This is a genomic window from Streptomyces sp. NH27 (genome assembly GCF_056859195.1).
In genome coordinates, this window is the sequence record NZ_JACEGK010000134.1 from 1 (window position 1) to 15,749 (window position 15,749).

The window sequence follows — 15,749 nt, forward strand, 5'->3', positions numbered from 1 at the left end:
GCCGTAGACTGCTTCCGTGGCGGGAAGGATCAGGGACGACGACGTGAAGGCGGTACGCGACGCCGTCCCGATCGATGCCGTCGTCTCCGACTACCTCCAGCTCAAGAACGCCGGCGGCGGCAACCTCAAGGGCCTGTGCCCCTTCCACGACGAGAAGTCCCCTTCCTTCCAGATCAGTCCGTCAAAGGGCCTTTACCACTGTTTCGGCTGTGGTGAGGGCGGGGACACCCTCGCGTTCGTGATGAAGGTCGACCACCTGTCCTTCACCGAGGCCGTGGAGCGGCTGGCCGCGCGGGTCGGGATCACGCTGCGGTACGAGGAGGGCAGCCATGTCCCCGGGCGGCAGCAGGGCGAGCGCATCCGGCTGGTGGAGGCACACCGCGCCGCCGCCACGTTCTACGTGGAGCAACTGGGTTCGGCCGAGGCGGAGATCGGGCGGAAGTTCCTCGCCGGGCGCGGCTTCGAGCAGAGCGCGGCCGAGCACTTCGGCGTCGGATACGCCCCGGCCGGCTGGGACCACCTGGTGCGGTATCTGCGCGGAAAGGGCTTCAGCGACAAGGAGTTGATCACCTCGGGGCTGGCCTCCGAGAGCCGCAGGGGCGGCGCGATCGACCGGTTCCGCGGCCGGCTGATCTGGCCGATCCGGGACATCACCGGCGAGGTGATCGGCTTCGGCGCGCGCAAGCTGCGCGACGACGACCAGGGCCCCAAGTACCTCAACACGCCCGAGACGCCGCTCTACCACAAGTCCCAGGTGCTGTACGGGATCGACCTCGCCAAGAAGGAGATCGCCAGGACCGGTCGCGCGGTCGTGGTCGAGGGCTACACCGACGTGATGGCCTGTCACCTCGCCGGCGTGACCACCGCGATCGCCACCTGCGGCACCGCGTTCGCCGGGGAGCACATCAAGATCCTGCGCCGGCTGCTGATGGACAACTCCACCGCAGAGGTGGTCTTCACCTTCGACGGCGACGAGGCCGGGCAGCGGGCGGCGCTGCGCGCCTTCGAGGACGACCAGAAGTTCGCCGCCGAGACGTCGATCGCGATCACCCCGGGCGGCATGGACCCGTGCGAACTCCGGCTCGCCGAGGGCGATCCGGCGGTGCAGCGGCTGATCGACGGCCGTACCCCGCTCTTCGCGTTCGCGCTGCGCTCGATCGTGGCCCGCTACAACCTCGACACCGACGAGGGCCGGGTCGCCGCCGTGGACGCCGCCGTGCCGGTGGTCGCCGCGATCAAGAACCAGGCGCTGCGCGACCGTTACGCGATCCGGCTGGTCGGCATGGCGGGGATCTCCACGCAGGCGGAGGAGCAGAGCATGATCCGGCGGGTGCGGGCGATGGCCCGGGCCCGCGCCGCGGGCGGCAATTCCGGCCACGGCCCCGGCGCGGAGTCCGGGCGCGGTCCGGCCCGCGGTCCGTACGGCGGCGGGCCGGCCGGCTCCCAGGGGCGCGGTGGTGACGGCCGGCCGTCGCCCGGCCCGCGCGGCCCCCGGCTCGACCTGCGCAGTCCCGCCCACCGCGTGGAGCGCGAACTGCTCAAGCTCGCACTCCAGTTCCCCGCCCTGGTCTCCCCGGCCTTCGACGCCTACGGCGAGGACGAGTTCACCGGGCCCCCGTACGCCGCGGTGCGCCGCGCCATCGCCGAGGCGGGCGGCGCGGAGCACGCCGACGGGGAGTATCTGCTGCGGGTGCGCGAGGCCGCGCCCGACGACACCGTGGGCGGCATGGTCACCGAACTGGCCGTCGAACCCGTCATGCACAAGGTCCCCGAGATGTACGCGGGCGAGGTGCTGGTCCGGGTCCGGCTGCTCGCGGTGGACCGCCGGGTGGCCCAGGTCCACGCGACCGGGGCCCGGCTGGCCGCGCAGGGCGTCCCGTCCGACGCGCCCGAGGCCGCCGCGGCCGCCAACGAACTGTGGGCCCTCCAGCAGTACGCCCAACGCCTCCGCGTCGGCGGAACGGCCGCGCTCTAGCAGCGCCAACAGCCGCGCTCCAGGGGCGTTCCAGCCGCACTCCAGCCGCGCTCCAGGGGCATCGGCCACGCCCGGTGCCGCCCGCGCGGGCGGCGCTGTGACGGGCGAGGCATACCCGGTGACATGGCGTGAAAAAGGGCCCGCACGACCCTCGTGGCGGGCGGCGTCGTGGGTCACACTGGGGTCCCGGTGCCGAGCCCTCTTTTGAGCCCGACGACGCGCTCACCGCGGAGGTCGCTTCCGTGCGGACACACGCCCAGATCCAGATCACGCCCGACGTGCCGATACCCCCTGCCGTCGCCGAGGTGGTGGCGAGGGAGCCCCCGGGGGACGAGCCGCGGGCGGTGGAGCCCCCGGCGGAGGAACTGCGAGTGGAGGAGCTGCGGGCGGTCGAGTCCCCGGCGGTCGGGTCCCCGGCGGTCGAGTCTCCGCCGGACGAGCCGCGCAGTCACCGCGCGGACACCTCCGCGGGGCCGTCCGCCGACCTCTTCCGCCAGTACCTGCGGGAGATCGGCCGTATCCCACTGCTCACCGCGGCGGAGGAGGTCGAGCTGGCCCGGCGGGTCGAGGCGGGCCTGTTCGCGGAGGAGCGGCTGGCCGCGTTCCCCGATCTGGACTCCCAACTCGCGTTCGACCTGGACCGGTTGGTGGTCCTGGGCCGGATGGCCAAGCGCCGGCTGATCGAGGCGAACCTGCGCCTGGTGGTCTCGGTGGCGAAACGCTACATCGGGCGCGGCCTGACCATGCTCGACCTGGTCCAGGAGGGCAACCTCGGCCTGATCCGCGCGGTCGAGAAGTTCGACTACGCCCGCGGCTACAAGTTCTCCACGTACGCGACCTGGTGGATCCGCCAGGCCATGTCCCGCGCGCTGGCCGACCAGGCCCGTACGATCCGGGTGCCCGTACACGTCGTGGAACTGATCAACCGGGTGGTACGGGTGCAGCGCCGGCTGCTCCAGGAACACGGCTGCGAGCCGACCCTGGAGGAGGTCGCCGCCCAACTGGAGCTGACCCAGGAGCGGATCGGCGAGGTGCTCCGGCTGGCCCAGGAGCCGGTCTCCCTGCACGCGCCGGTCGGCGAGGAGGACGACGTCGCCTTCGGTGACCTCATCGAGGACAGCGACGCCACCTCCCCGGTCGAGTCCGCCGCCTTCCTCCTGCTGCGCGAACACCTCGAAGCCGTCCTGTCCACCCTCGGCGAGCGCGAACGCAAAGTCGTCCAGCTCCGCTACGGCCTCACCGACGGCCGCCCCCGCACCCTCGAGGAGATCGGCGCCATCTTCGGCGTCACCCGCGAACGCATCCGCCAGATCGAGTCCAAGACCCTCGGCAAACTCCGCGACCACACCTTCGCGGAACAACTCCGCGGCTACCTCGACTGACGACCCAGGTCGTTTTGTCCTTCGCACAATTCCGTCATTCCGCGAGGACAAGTTGTGCGGGCGGGGTTGAGTGAAGCGGCCAGGGTTCGGTCTTTGACGAGGAGCCGAGCGGCTGACCGCGCTCATGTCGCCTATTTGGGGTCGCGGTTGAACTGTGCGGTGGACCAGCGGTAGCCGAGGAGGGTGAGTGTCAGGCACCAGGCGAGGGCGATCCATCCGTTGTTGCCGATTTCGGTGCCGAGGAGGAGTCCGCGCAGGGTCTCGATGGCGGGGGTGAAGGGCTGGTATTCGGCGATGGGCTGGAACCAGCCGGGCATGCTCTTCAGGGGGACGAAGGCGCTGGAGATCAGGGGCAGGAGGATCAGCGGTATGGCGTTGTTGCTGGCTGCTTCGGCGTTGGGGCTGCCCATGCCCATGCCGACCGCTATCCAAGTGAGGGCGAGGGCGACGAAGGTGAGCAGTCCGAATGCCGCGACCCACTCCAGGACGCCGGCATCGGTGGAGCGGAAACCCATGGCGACGCCGATGGCGCCGACCAGCACCACGCTCGCCATCGCTTGCAGGACACTGCCGACGACGTGTCCGAAGAGCACGGATCCGCGGTGGATGGCCATGGTCCGGAAGCGGGCGATGATGCCCTCGTTCATGTCGGTGGAGACGGATACGGCGGTGCCGATCGTGGTGGACCCGATGGTCATCAGCAGGATGCCGGGGACGATGTAGGCGATGTAGGCGGAGCGGCCCGCGCCTCCGCTCATGGTGTCGCCGAAGATGTAGACGAAGAGGAGGAGCAGCATGACTGGAGTGAGCAGCAGGTTCAGGGTGAGGGAGGGATAGCGGCGCGCGTGCAGGAGGTTACGGCGCAGCATTGTGGACGAGTCGCGTACGGCGAGGGTCAGGGAGCTCATCGGACGGTCTCCTTGGACTGGTTGGGCACATTGGTGGCACCGGTGAGGGCGAAGAAGACGTCGTCGAGGTCGGGGGTGTGCACGGTCAGTTCGTCGGCCTCGATACCGGCGGAGTCGAGCCGGTCGAGGATGGAGCGCAGTTCGCGCTGGGTGCCGTCGCTGGGGATCCGCAGCGACAGTGCCTCGTCGTCCCGGGTGACCTCGCGCAGTGCGGAGGCGGCGTTCTGGTAGGCGGTCGGGTCGGAGAAGCGGAGGCGGATGTGTCCGCCGGGGATGAGCCGCTTGAGCTCGTAGGCGGTCCCCTCGGCTGCGATCTTGCCGTTGTTCAGGATGGCGATGCGGTCGGCGAGTTCGTCGGCTTCTTCCAGGTACTGAGTGGTGAGGAAGACGGTGACCCCGTCGGAGACCAGCTCGCGGACGATCTTCCACATGTTGTGGCGGCTGCGGGGGTCGAGGCCGGTGGTGGGCTCGTCGAGGAAGATGATGCGCGGGTTGCCGACGAGGGTCATGGCGATGTCGAGGCGGCGTTTCATGCCGCCGGAGTAGGTGACCGCGGGCTTCTCAGCGGTTTCGGTGAGGTCGAAGCGCTCAAGGAGTTCGGCTGCGACCCGTCGGCCCTCTCGCTTGGAGAGATGGTGCAGGTCGGTCATGAGGAGCATGTTCTCCTCACCAGTGATCAGGCCGTCGACGGCGGAGAACTGTCCGGTGACACCGATCGCGGCCCGCACCGCCTGCGGGTCGGCGGCGAGGTCGTGGCCGCCGACGTGAATCTGGCCGGCGTCGGTGGTGACGAGGGTGGAGAGGATCTTGACGGCGGTGGTCTTGCCGGCGCCGTTCGGGCCGAGCAGGGAGAAGATCGTTCCTTCGGGGACGGCCAGGTCGATCCCGTCGAGGACCAGCTTGTCGCCGTAGGACTTGCGCAGCCCGTTCGCCGCGATGGCCAGGTTCGTCATGATGGTGCTCCTCAGAGACTGCGGGTCAGAGGCTGCGGGCGGTGATGTCGCCGTAGGCGGTGGTCGCGTGGATGTTCAGTCCCGCGCCGGCGCCCTCGGTGTTCTTGAGCGCGTTCTGGACCCGGCCGTAGGTGGTGCCGGCGTCGAGGGAGGCGGAGACGCCGCGGGCGGAGCCGACCGAGACCTCACCGTGCTCGGTGCGCAGCGTGATCGTGCCGCGCACGGCCTCGGTGATGTGGAGGTCGCCCTTCTTGGTGCTGACTCCAGCGGGGCCGCCCAGGCGGCCGACCGAGACGTCGCCGGCTTGGAGGGTGAGGCGGGCGCTCGCGGCCTCGTCGAGCTTGACTAAGCCCCGCGCGCCCCTCGAAGACGACGTCGCCGAGCCGTCCGACGCCCCGGAAGTCGGTGCTCGCCGCCTTCGCCTCGATGTGGGAGCCGGCGGGCAGCTGGATGGTCACCTCGACGGATCCGGAAGGGCCGAGGATCCGGTTCTCCGCCGGTGAGGCCCCGATCCGCAGGACGCCGTCGCCGTACTCGACCGTGGTCTGCTTCGCCGCCTTCACGTCGCGGCCCTTCGAGGCGTTCGCGGGCAGGATCTCGACCGTGGTGTCGGCCCGGTCGGCTGCGATGAACCGGATGCGTCCTGCGGATGTCGAGGATGGCGGAGACCGGGGCGGGGGTGTCGAACTTCTGCATCGTGCTCTCCTTCTGTATCGCGTGCCCGGCGGCCCGATGTTTCCGATGATGGAAACGCTATATTGCGTTCATGGTTTCGACAACGGAATCGTTGCGTCGAATCAGCATCACCACAGGTAGGAGTATTGAAATCGTTGCAGTGGTGTGAGGACTAACGCAACGACGGCACTCCGCTTCGTTGCAATGGATTGATGGCGAACGCTATGCTGGAGACACCACGAACCACGAAGGAGACCGCGATGCCAGGAGGCAGACTCATTCAGCAGGAGCGCCAGGAGATCGCGCTGGGACTGGCCGACGGTCTCGCCTACGCGGAGATCGCCAGACGTCTCGATCGGCCGACCTCGACGATCACGCGTGAGGTGATGCGCAACGGCGGCCCCACCGCCTACCGTGCCGACCTGGCCCACCGCGCCACCGAGCGCCGCGCCCACCGGCGCAGGCAGACCGAGCCCCGGGGCCCGCAGACGCCACCGCAGGTCCACGGACGCGACGCCGAGGCCGTACGCGAGTACGAGGAGGTGCTCACCACTGTCCTGATGCAATGGGGCCTGTCCAACAAGATGATGTCCCGGGTGCTGGTCTGCCTCTACACCACCGACGCGGGCAGCCTCACCGCGTCCGAACTCGTCCAGCGTCTCCAGGTCAGCCCGGCGTCCATCTCCAAAGCGATCGCGTTCCTCGAAAGCCAGGGCCTTGTCCGCCGGGAACGCGACGAGCGCCGTCGCGAGCGCTACATCGTCGACAACGACGTCTGGTATCAGTCGATGATGGCAAGCGCCCGGTCCACCTCCCAGCTCGTCGAGACCGCACGGCAGGGCGTCGGTATCCTCGGCCCCGACACCCCGGCCGCCGCCCGCCTGGAGAACATCGCCCGCTTCCTCGACTTCGTCAACGAGGGCATCACCCGCGCCGCGGAGCAGGCGCGCGACGTCCTCTATACGAAACCCGAAGCAACCCCGGACAGCGCCACCTGAGCCACGTTTCGTCGCGGACGGGCAGCCACCTTGCCTCGATGGCCGGCCCGGCCCCGCTGGTCGTCTGAAGAACCGGACTTCGGTCCAGGGGGGAGCGGCGGGTGACGGGTTCAGCTGACTCGGCCGGCCCGGCTTCCAGCCGGTCCACCGGGCCCGCGTGGATCGGACAGTGGACGAGAGCTGTCGGTGGCCCCTGGCAGACTCGCGTGTGCATGTTCGACGTCGGCCACGGGGGAGTTCCGTATGCACCAGACCCAGTTCTGCACGTTTCTCGGGCACGGCTGTGCCACAGAGGACCGGACAGGGGACCGGTCAGAGGACTGGTTGCAGGCATGCGAGAGACGAGCACTGGTGCTGGCGTCCCAAGCACACCTGCTGTCGTGCTGGATCGCCGAGGACGCTCCGGACGGTGCGGCCGTCCCGGCGCTCCTGCTCGCGGCCCGCGAGTACGACGCGCCGGGCGACAGCGGGGCGCCGAACCTGGCGACGGCGTACGAGTGCGGGCTGTTCCCGCACATCGATCCGGCGTCGAACACCACCAGGCAGGCGTTGGGGCTGCGCGCCATCGACAAGGAGGAGTTGCGGCGGCTCGTCTGGGAGGAAGTGCTGCGCCCGTGGCCCACGGGAAGGACCGGGGCGAGCGATCGTGTCATGGCTTTGGGCCGCGAGCTCCTGGAGGAGTTGACGCACGACTTTCGGGAGGCATTCGTCGCCGAGACGGTGGACTTCGCCGACAGCAGGCCCGTCCCCGGGGAGTCACATCTCGTGGTGGCGACCTCCGGTGACGAGCTGACCCGCCTGAGTATGCTGCGGTCCGCGCCCGCGCCGGTACGGCGAAACGGCCTGATCCCCGACCCGGCATGCGCCTTCGGCGGCCACGCGTGCCCCGACGGGCATCTGCTCGACGACGACGCGGCGGACCGCGCACACGTGGCACTGCGCGCGGTCGGTGCGGGCCTGACGCTGAGCCTGCGACTGCCGATCACCAACAACTCGAGCACCTCCTTCGACGTGAAGCTCGCCCCGCACGGCCTGACAGTCGTGAACCCGGAAACCGTGGACGCCTGGCTGGCGGACTGCCCGTGGACGGACCAGCTCAACGGCGACGAAAAGCCGTGCGACATCACCGAGTGGTATGCGGACCTGGACTACCTCGACACCGAGTGTCTCAACCAATACATCGACAACAGCGAAGACATCGACGACTACTCCCCCGTCTACGCTGCCGTCCTCGGCGGAGAGACGCTTAGAGAACTCCTCGACGTCCCGCTGCGCCGCGTCTCCGGCCCCGCGCCCCAACGCGCCCTCCACATCAGCGGCTCCTGTGACGTCGACTGGCTCAGCGTCGAGCAGCCCGCCGGGTTCGTTGTCGTGGGCCCCACCGAGGCGATGTTCCTGCGGGTCGACAGCACCGGCTGACCACGTCCTCTCCATCACGTCCATCAGGGGCGCCAAGAAGTGCCAACCGTGCGGTGGGCGAGGCTCGTTGTCGCGGAGTGGAGTTGCCGTCCGTCTCCGTGTGCGGCGGGTGCAGGGTTGGGTACTGTGGGTGCCAAGTGCTAGGGGGCCGCGGGCGGGACGCATGTACGTAGGTGCGTAGGGTCCGGTTCGACGGCGTCCGTCGAATGAACGGGAGCCTGTTGACCATGCGCGCACCGATCGCGCTCGTTGCCGTCTGCGTGACGACGTCCACCGCCCTGCTGCTGTCCGGCTGTGGCGGTTCGAAGAAGCACGACACGATCAAGCAGACGGCAAGCGGTTCGCCGTCCACGTCTGCGGCGGCGCCCGCCTCGCCCTCGACGTCGGCTGCCGCCGCCGGCCGTCCGACGATCACGTTCCCGTCCGACGCGCATGACGTGTTCGAGGACCAGCACTCGGGGGACGCGACGAAGGACGCGATCCTTGCGGACAACGCCCAGTGGGTCGAGTCCATGGACGACGCGATCTTCCAGGCGAAGGCGGACACGAAGACTATTGACTTCTACAGCACCGGTCTGGGTGTGCAGAAGGCAGTCTCCTACGTTGCCGGCTGGGTGAAGAAAGACTACGTCTGGACCGGGACGATCCGCTTCTTCGGTCGCAAGGTCACGGTCAATGGCTCCACGACGGCCTCGGTGATCTACTGCTCCGATGAGAGCAAGGCGTTCCCGAAGCACCGGAAGACCGGGAAAATCGACAACGTCGCGACGACGGCGGACAGTTATGTGCTGTACAACACAAGCCTGAAAAAGAACGCGCAGGGTGTTTGGCAGACGAGCAATGTGATCTCGAACAGGGGGGCCAAACAGTGCCAACTGTAAAGGGATGGGCAAGGAGTATGATTATCGCGGCGTCGATGTCGCTGCTGCTGATCCCGGCCGACGTCGCGCACGCAGGGGGAATTGGAAGTGTGAACGGCTCGACTGGAGAGGCTCCGCCTGACCAGGACGGTAGGAAGCCCGGAACGATCGCTGCAACCGCAGGCGTGCAGTACGACAAGTCGAAGAACGGCACGCCTGGTAGCAGCGGGGGCGTCGGGCCGTTGACTCCGACAGGCAACTGGAAGCCGCCGTCGTGCTGGTACCAACCGACCTACACTCCCGCCAAGATGAAGAGTGAGTCCGAGGAAGTATGGGCGGAAGCCTCGCCGAGCGAGGAATGGAAGAGCCAGGAGCGGGACCGGTACGTCAAGGGCAAGCCGTACAAGAACTTCAACCTGGACAAAGCTGGGCAGGGATACTTCTGGGCCGGCTATACGCCGCCATGGAACACGGGCACGGACGGCAGCGCCACGTGCGACGACGAACCGTTCTGGGTTGACAAGGGCGCGCCCCTGCCCGCTGGACATCAAAACATGCCGACCCCCGCGATCCTCGCCGAGTTGGCGTACGAGCAGATCCTGATCCCGCAGGGCACCGCGCAGACGAATCCCACGGGGACGCAGACCGTGAACCTGCCCACGTGGGTGTGGATGGACGGCGTGGACTTCCACCCGGTGTCGGTGCGGGCGTACCTCCCGGACTACAACATCGAGGCGACGACGACCGCGACCCCGGTGAGCCTGCACATCGACCCGGGGACGTCGGACGCGCGGCTCTTCCCGGCGTCGGGTACGTGCAAGGCCGGTGCCGACGGGACGTTGGGCGTGAAGTACACCGACAGGGCGAAGGGCGACCCGCCGTGCGGGGTGACGTATCTGCGGGCCACCGACGGCGGTTCGTATCAGCTCACCGCGACGGTGACGTGGAAGATCAGCTGGACCGGGACCGGGCAGACCGTGCCGAAGGCGCTGCCGACCGGGACGTTCGGGACCCCGCAGGAGGTCACCGTGCGGGAGATCCAGTCCGTGAACCGCTGACGGCACACACATCCCCGCCTCCCGCCCCCTCGCGTACGCAACTACGAGGGGACGGCGCCGTGTTCAGTCGACCTCGGCCACGGCCTGCGCGAACTGCGCCGAGTACAGGCGCGCGTACGCCCCCTGCTTGGCGAGCAATTCCTCGTGGGTGCCCTGTTCGACTATCGACCCCGACTCCATGACGAGGATGACGTCGGCGTCGCGGATCGTGGACAGCCGGTGCGCGATGACGAAACTGGTCCGCCCGTGGCTGAGCTTGGCCATCGCCCGCTGGATGAGCACCTCGGTGCGGGTGTCGACGGAACTGGTCGCCTCGTCGAGCACGAGGATCACCGGGTCGGAGAGGAACGCCCGGGCGATCGTGATGAGTTGCTTCTCGCCCGCGCTGACCCCGGTGCCCTCGTCGTCGATCACCGTGTCGTAGCCGTCGGGGAGGGTGCGGATGAAACGGTCGGCGTGCGCGGCCTTCGCCGCCTCCTCGATCTGCTCGCGCGTGGCGCCCTCGTGGCCGTAGCCGATGTTCTCCGCGATGGACCCGCCGAACAGCCAGGTGTCCTGGAGCACCATGCCTATCGAGGAGCGCAACTCCTCCCGGGACATCGCGGCGATGTCCGTGCCGTCCAGGGTGATCCGGCCGCCGGAGACGTCGTAGAACCGCATCAGCAGGTTCACCAGGGTGGTCTTGCCCGCGCCGGTCGGCCCGACGATCGCGACGGTGTTGCCGGGCTCCACCTTCAGCGACAGGTCGTCGATCAGCGGCTTGTCCGGCAGGTAGCGGAAGTCGACCTTCTCCAGCGCGACCCGGCCGCGCAACTCCTGCGGGCGGGCCGGGTGTTGCGGCTCGTCGGACTGCTCCTCGGCGTCGAGGAGTTCGAAGACCCGCTCGGCCGAGGCCACCCCGGACTGGATCAGGTTCGACATGCTCGCGACCTGCGTGAGCGGCTGGCTGAACTGCCGCGAGTACTGGATGAACGCCTGCACGTCGCCGACGGACAGCGAGCCGGATGCGACCCGCAGCCCGCCGATCACCGCCACCAGTACGTAGTTGAGGTTGCCGATGAACATCATCAGCGGCTGGATCGTGCCCGAGATGAACTGCGCCCGGAAACCCGACCGGAACAGCGCCTCGTTCTCCTCGTCGAAGACCGCCTCGGACTCATGCGCCCGACCGAAGACCTTCACCAGGGAGTGCCCGGTGTACATCTCCTCGATGTGCGCGTTCAGCTTGCCGGTGGTCTTCCACTGCTGCACGAACTGCGGCTGCGCCCGCTTGCCGACCCGCGTGGCCACCAGCAGCGTCACCGGCACGGTGACCAGGGCGACCAGCGCCAGCAGCCAGGAGATCCAGAACATCATCGCCAGCACGCCGATGATGGTCAGCAGCGAGTTCACCAGCTGGCCCATGGTCTGCTGCATGGTCTGGCCGATGTTGTCGATGTCGTTCGTGACCCGGCTGAGCACCTCGCCGCGCGGCTGCTGGTCGAAGTACGACAGCGGCAGCCGGGACAGCTTCTCCTCGATGTCGCGGCGCAGCCGGTACACCGCGCGGTTGATCACCTTCGTCGCGGTGCGCATCTGCAGCACGCTGAGCAGCGCCGCGCCGAGGTACGCGCACAGCGCGAGCAGCAGGACCTTGCCGATCGCGTCGAAGTCCATGCCCTTGCCGGGGGTGAAGTCGATGCCCGACATCAGGTCGGCGATCTTGCCGCTGCCTTGCGCGCGCAGCGTGTCCAGCACCTGCTGCTTGCTGGCGCCGTGCGTCTTGCGGCCGATCACGCCGGCGAAGATCAGGTCGGTGGCGTGGCCGAGGATACGGGGGCCGGTCACGGCCAGTGCGACGCTCGCGGTGCCGAGTGCCAGCACCAGGTACATCCACATCCGGTCCGGCCGCATCAGCCCTATCAGCCGCTTCAGCGAGCCCTTGAAGTCCATGGACCGCTCGATCGGGGCGCCGCCCATGAACCGGCCCGGCCCCGCCATCGGCCCGGGGCCGCGCCGCGTCGGCGCCTTCTCCGGTCGGTCCTCGCCCGCGCTCTCGTCGCTCACGCCGCCGCCTCCTGCTCGGTGAGCTGGGACAACACGATCTCCCGATAGGTCTCGTTGTCTTGCATCAGTTCGGTGTGGGTGCCGGTGCCGACCACGCGGCCCTCGTCGAGGACGATGATGTGGTCCGCGTCGCGGATCGTGGAGACCCGCTGGGCGACGATCACGACGGTGGCCTCGGCGGTCTCCGCCGCGAGCGCGCGGCGCAGCGCCGCGTCGGTGGCGTAGTCGAGCGCGGAGAAGGAGTCGTCGAAGAGGTAGATCTCGGGCCGGCGCACCAGGCAGCGGGCGATCGCCAGCCGTTGCCGCTGGCCGCCGGAGACGTTGCTGCCACCCTGGGCGATCGGCGCCTCCAGGCCGCCTTCCAGCTTCCGTACGAAGTCCTCGGCCTGCGCGACCTTCAGCGCGTGCCACAGCTCCTCGTCGGTGGCGTCCGGCTTGCCGTAGCGCAGGTTGCTCGCGACGGTGCCGGAGAACAGGTACGGCTTCTGCGGCACCAGGCCGACGGTCTCGGCGAGCAGCGCGGGTTCGACCTGGGCGACGTCCTCGCCGTCGACCAGCACCCGGCCGGCGGTCGCGTCGTACAGCCGCGGGATCAGGCCGAGCAGGGTGGACTTGCCGCTGCCGGTGGAGCCGATCACCGCGGTGGTCTGCCCGGGGCTGGCCGCCAGGTCGACATCGCGCAGCACGGCCACCTCGGCGCCGGGGTAGGCGAAGCTGGCGCCGCGCAGTTCGAGGTGGCCGTGCCGGCGCAGGGTGGTGATCGGTGCGATCGGCGGCACCACGCTGGAGTCGGTGCCGAGCACCTCCTCGATCCGCTCGGCGCACACCTCGGCGCGCGGCACCATCATGAACATGAAGGTGGCCATCATCACCGACATCAGGATCTGCATCAGGTAGGTGAGGAACGCGGTGAGCGCGCCGATCTGCATCCCGCTGCTGGCGATCCGGTGCGCGCCGAACCACAGCACGGCCACGCTGGAGATGTTCACGATCGCCATCACGGTCGGGAACATCAGGGCCATCAGCCGCCCGGTGGACAGCGACACCGCGGTCAACTCGTCGTTGGCGGCGCCGAATCGGCGCTGCTCGTAGTCGTCCTTGACGAACGCGCGGATCACCCGGATACCGGTGATCTGCTCGCGCAGCACCCGGTTCACCGAGTCGACGCGCTTTTGCATGGTGCGGAAGAGCGGGCGCATCTTGCGGACGATCAGGCTCACCGAGATGCCGAGCACCGGCACCACCACGAGCAGCAGCGACGACAGCGGCACGTCCTGGCCGAGCGCCATGATGATGCCGCCGACGCACATGATCGGCGCGGTCACCATCAACGTGAAGCTCATCAGCACCAGCATCTGGACCTGCTGGACGTCGTTGGTGGTCCGGGTGATCAGCGACGGCGCCCCGAACTGGCCGACCTCGCGGGCGGAGAAGCTCTGCACCTGCGCGAAGACGGACTTGCGGATGTCGCGGCCGACGGCCATCGCGGTGCGCGCGCCGAAGAAGACCGCGCCGATCGCGCACGTCATCTGCACGACGGTCACACCGAGCATGGCCCCGCCCAGCCCGAGGATGTATCCGGTGTCGCCCTTGATCACGCCGTTGTCGATGATGTCGGCGTTGAGGGTCGGCAGGTACAGGGCGCCGATCGTGGAGAGCAGTTGGAGCAGTACCAGTACGGCGATGGGGCGTTTGTACGGTCGCAGGTGGGACCGTAGGAGTCGGATCAGCACAATCGAGTACCTCGGGTTACCTCGGGACAGGGCACGGGCTGGGACGCCGACCGTAAGGACGCGACGGCCTTCCGGAGGGTTGAGCGACGGGCAAACCTATCCTCCGGCACGGCGGTCGCGCATTGGTATAAGGGGGATTTTGCCCGCCGGGCCCCAGGCGGTCCGGTCCCGCGTCAGCGCAGCGCGTCGAAGGCGCCCGGGTGGGTGTGCTCGCGTACCGACGTGTACTGCTGGCGGACCGCGGTGCCCACGGCCGCGTCGTCGCCGGGCTCGAAGCGCCGGGCGCCCTCCAGGACCCACTCCGGCGGCTCCCCTTGGGTCTGCGACCCGAGCACCGCGCCGAGCGACCAGGCGGCCTGCCGGGCGGCGCCCAGCGCGGCGTACTCCCCGGCCTGCGGCACCACCACCGTCGCGCCGAACAGCGGCGGGGCGATCCGCTGTACGGCGGGCAGCTCGGCGGCCGCGCCCAGCAGGAACACCCGGCGCACCTCGACGCCCTTGCCGCGCAGCACCTCCAGCGCGTCGGCGAGCGCGCACAGCATCCCCTCGAACGCGGCCCGCGCCAGGTGCTCCGGCTTCATCGAGTCGCGCCGCAGCCCGCTGAGCGTGCCCGCGGTGTGCGGCAGGTCGGGGGTGCGCTCGCCCTCCAGGTACGGCAGCAGCACCAGCCCGTACGCGCCCGGCGTGGAGGTCAGTGCCAGCTCGGACAGGCCCGCGAGGTCGGTGCCGAGCAGTTCGGCGGTGCCGCGCAGGGTGCGGACCGCGTTGCGGACCTGGAGCAGCGGCAGGTGCCGGCCGGTCGCGTCGGCGTACGACGTGATGGTGCCGGTCGGGTCCTGGAGCGCCTCGTGGTGCACCGCGAAGACGGTGCCGGCCGCGCCGAGCGAGACCACCGCGTCGCCCGGGCCCAGGCCCAGACCGAGCGCGGCGGCCATCGCGTCGCCGGTGCCGGCCGAGATCAGCAGGCCCTCGGGGGTCTGCCCGGCGGGCTCCGCGGGGGAGAGCACGTCGGGCAGCCGGACGCTGTGGCCGAGGGCGCGCTCCACCAGGTCGTGGCGGTACTCGCCGGTGGCCGCGGACCAGTAGCCGGTCCCCGAGACGTCGCCGCGGTCGGTCGTACGGCGGTCGGGGCGGCCCAGCAGCTGCCAGACCAGCCAGTCGTGCGGGAGCATCACCTCGGCGACGCGCTTGGCCGCGGCGGGTTCGTGCTGGGCCAGCCAGCGCAGCTTCGCCACCGGGTACGACGCCTGCGGCACCGCGCCGACCGCCTCGGTCCAGCCGGCCGGGCCGCCCAACTCCTCGACGAGTTCCGCGGCCTGCACCTGGGCCCGCTTGTCGCCGCGCAGCAGCGCCGGGCGCACCGTCACGCCGCCGGCGTCCAGCGCCAGCAGGCCGTGCTGCTGGCCGGCGATGCCGATCGCCTGCACGCCTTCCAGCACCCCGCCGGTCGCCGCCTCGCCCAGCGACAGCAGCCATGCCTGCGGGTCGATCTCGGTGGGCTTCTCGCCGTCGTCGAGGGGATGCGGGGCGTGCCCTTGCCGCAGCACGGCCCCGGTGTCCGTGTCGCACACGACGACGGTGGTGCCTGTGGTCGAACTGTCTATACCGGCGACTTTCCCCATGCCGCCGATGATGCCGTACGGCGGGCCCGGCGCGCGCCCCCTCCCGGGATCACGACTGCTGGTGGGTGCCTGCGCGTACGGGCCGGTGCCTTGGGGGCGGCGGGCGGGCCGGTGTGCGTA

11 protein-coding genes and 1 pseudogene are annotated in these 15,749 nt (G+C 69.5%); 6 read left to right on the top strand and 6 right to left on the bottom strand.

Annotated features, from left to right (window positions below):
* Positions 1 to 16 precede the first annotated feature (16 nt).
* Entirely contained in the window at positions 17 to 1,975 is a 1,959-nt protein-coding gene (gene dnaG / locus AC13HU_RS13690) for a DNA primase (RefSeq protein ID WP_483042107.1), read from the top strand.
* A 242-nt stretch (positions 1,976 to 2,217) separates the two neighbouring features.
* A complete protein-coding gene (locus AC13HU_RS13695; protein ID WP_483042108.1) occupies positions 2,218 to 3,357 on the top strand; it encodes an RNA polymerase sigma factor in 1,140 nt (379 codons plus the stop codon).
* 131 nt (positions 3,358 to 3,488) lie between these two features.
* Here AC13HU_RS13695 and AC13HU_RS13700 read toward each other — a convergent pair whose 3' ends face one another.
* The 3 genes and pseudogenes from AC13HU_RS13700 to AC13HU_RS13710 form a co-directional block, all read right to left on the bottom strand.
* On the bottom strand, positions 3,489 to 4,265 hold the full coding sequence (locus tag AC13HU_RS13700) for an ABC transporter permease (protein WP_483042109.1): 777 nt from the start codon (positions 4,263 to 4,265) through the stop codon (positions 3,489 to 3,491).
* The gene (locus AC13HU_RS13705; RefSeq protein WP_483042110.1) at positions 4,262 to 5,218 is read right to left on the bottom strand and encodes an ATP-binding cassette domain-containing protein; all 957 of its coding nucleotides are present in this window, start codon (positions 5,216 to 5,218) and stop codon (positions 4,262 to 4,264) included. The genes AC13HU_RS13700 and AC13HU_RS13705 overlap by 4 nt, the downstream gene beginning before the upstream one ends.
* Positions 5,219 to 5,243: 25 nt before the next feature.
* Positions 5,244 to 5,914 (bottom strand): annotated as a pseudogene (locus AC13HU_RS13710) (DUF4097 family beta strand repeat-containing protein).
* 239 nt (positions 5,915 to 6,153) lie between these two features.
* Between AC13HU_RS13710 and AC13HU_RS13715 the strand changes: the two are divergent.
* The 4 genes from AC13HU_RS13715 (at position 6,154) to AC13HU_RS13730 (ending at position 10,228) form a co-directional block, all read left to right on the top strand.
* Positions 6,154 to 6,891 (top strand): helix-turn-helix domain-containing protein, encoded by a 738-nt coding sequence (locus AC13HU_RS13715; RefSeq protein ID WP_483042111.1) that lies wholly within the window; start codon positions 6,154 to 6,156, stop codon positions 6,889 to 6,891.
* 351 nt (positions 6,892 to 7,242) lie between these two features.
* Positions 7,243 to 8,310 (top strand): hypothetical protein, encoded by a 1,068-nt coding sequence (locus AC13HU_RS13720; protein WP_483042112.1) that lies wholly within the window; start codon positions 7,243 to 7,245, stop codon positions 8,308 to 8,310.
* Between the two features lie 227 nt (positions 8,311 to 8,537).
* Positions 8,538 to 9,191, top strand: a complete 654-nt coding sequence (locus AC13HU_RS13725) for a hypothetical protein (protein WP_483042113.1) — start codon at positions 8,538 to 8,540, stop codon at positions 9,189 to 9,191.
* Between the two features lie 287 nt (positions 9,192 to 9,478).
* Positions 9,479 to 10,228, top strand: coding sequence for a hypothetical protein (locus AC13HU_RS13730; RefSeq protein ID WP_483042114.1), 750 nt, complete (start codon positions 9,479 to 9,481; stop codon positions 10,226 to 10,228).
* Positions 10,229 to 10,291: 63 nt separating this feature from the next.
* On the opposite strand, the gene AC13HU_RS13735 is transcribed toward AC13HU_RS13730, so the two are convergent.
* The 3 genes from AC13HU_RS13735 to AC13HU_RS13745 form a co-directional block, all read right to left on the bottom strand.
* Complete coding sequence (locus AC13HU_RS13735) at positions 10,292 to 12,208, bottom strand: ABC transporter ATP-binding protein (protein ID WP_483042116.1); 1,917 nt, start codon at positions 12,206 to 12,208, stop codon at positions 10,292 to 10,294.
* A gap of 62 nt (positions 12,209 to 12,270) precedes the next feature.
* On the bottom strand, positions 12,271 to 14,007 hold the full coding sequence (locus AC13HU_RS13740; RefSeq protein WP_483042115.1) for an ABC transporter ATP-binding protein: 1,737 nt from the start codon (positions 14,005 to 14,007) through the stop codon (positions 12,271 to 12,273).
* A 173-nt stretch (positions 14,008 to 14,180) separates the two neighbouring features.
* Entirely contained in the window at positions 14,181 to 15,629 is a 1,449-nt protein-coding gene (locus AC13HU_RS13745) for an FGGY family carbohydrate kinase (protein ID WP_483042117.1), read from the bottom strand.
* Positions 15,630 to 15,749 lie beyond the last annotated feature (120 nt).

What these genes read in the sequence shown, in the direction of transcription:
- AC13HU_RS13700 (WP_483042109.1), bottom strand. Translation starts at nt 4,265, where the DNA reads ATGAGCTCCCTGACCCTCGCCGTACGCGACTCGTCCACAATGCTGCGC.
- AC13HU_RS13705 (WP_483042110.1), bottom strand. Translation starts at nt 5,218, where the DNA reads ATGACGAACCTGGCCATCGCGGCGAACGGGCTGCGCAAGTCCTACGGC.
- AC13HU_RS13715 (WP_483042111.1), top strand. Translation starts at nt 6,154, where the DNA reads ATGCCAGGAGGCAGACTCATTCAGCAGGAGCGCCAGGAGATCGCGCTG.
- AC13HU_RS13725 (WP_483042113.1), top strand. Translation starts at nt 8,538, where the DNA reads ATGCGCGCACCGATCGCGCTCGTTGCCGTCTGCGTGACGACGTCCACC.
- AC13HU_RS13730 (WP_483042114.1), top strand. Translation starts at nt 9,479, where the DNA reads ATGAAGAGTGAGTCCGAGGAAGTATGGGCGGAAGCCTCGCCGAGCGAG.
- AC13HU_RS13735 (WP_483042116.1), bottom strand. Translation starts at nt 12,208, where the DNA reads ATGGCGGGGCCGGGCCGGTTCATGGGCGGCGCCCCGATCGAGCGGTCC.
- AC13HU_RS13745 (WP_483042117.1), bottom strand. Translation starts at nt 15,629, where the DNA reads ATGGGGAAAGTCGCCGGTATAGACAGTTCGACCACAGGCACCACCGTC.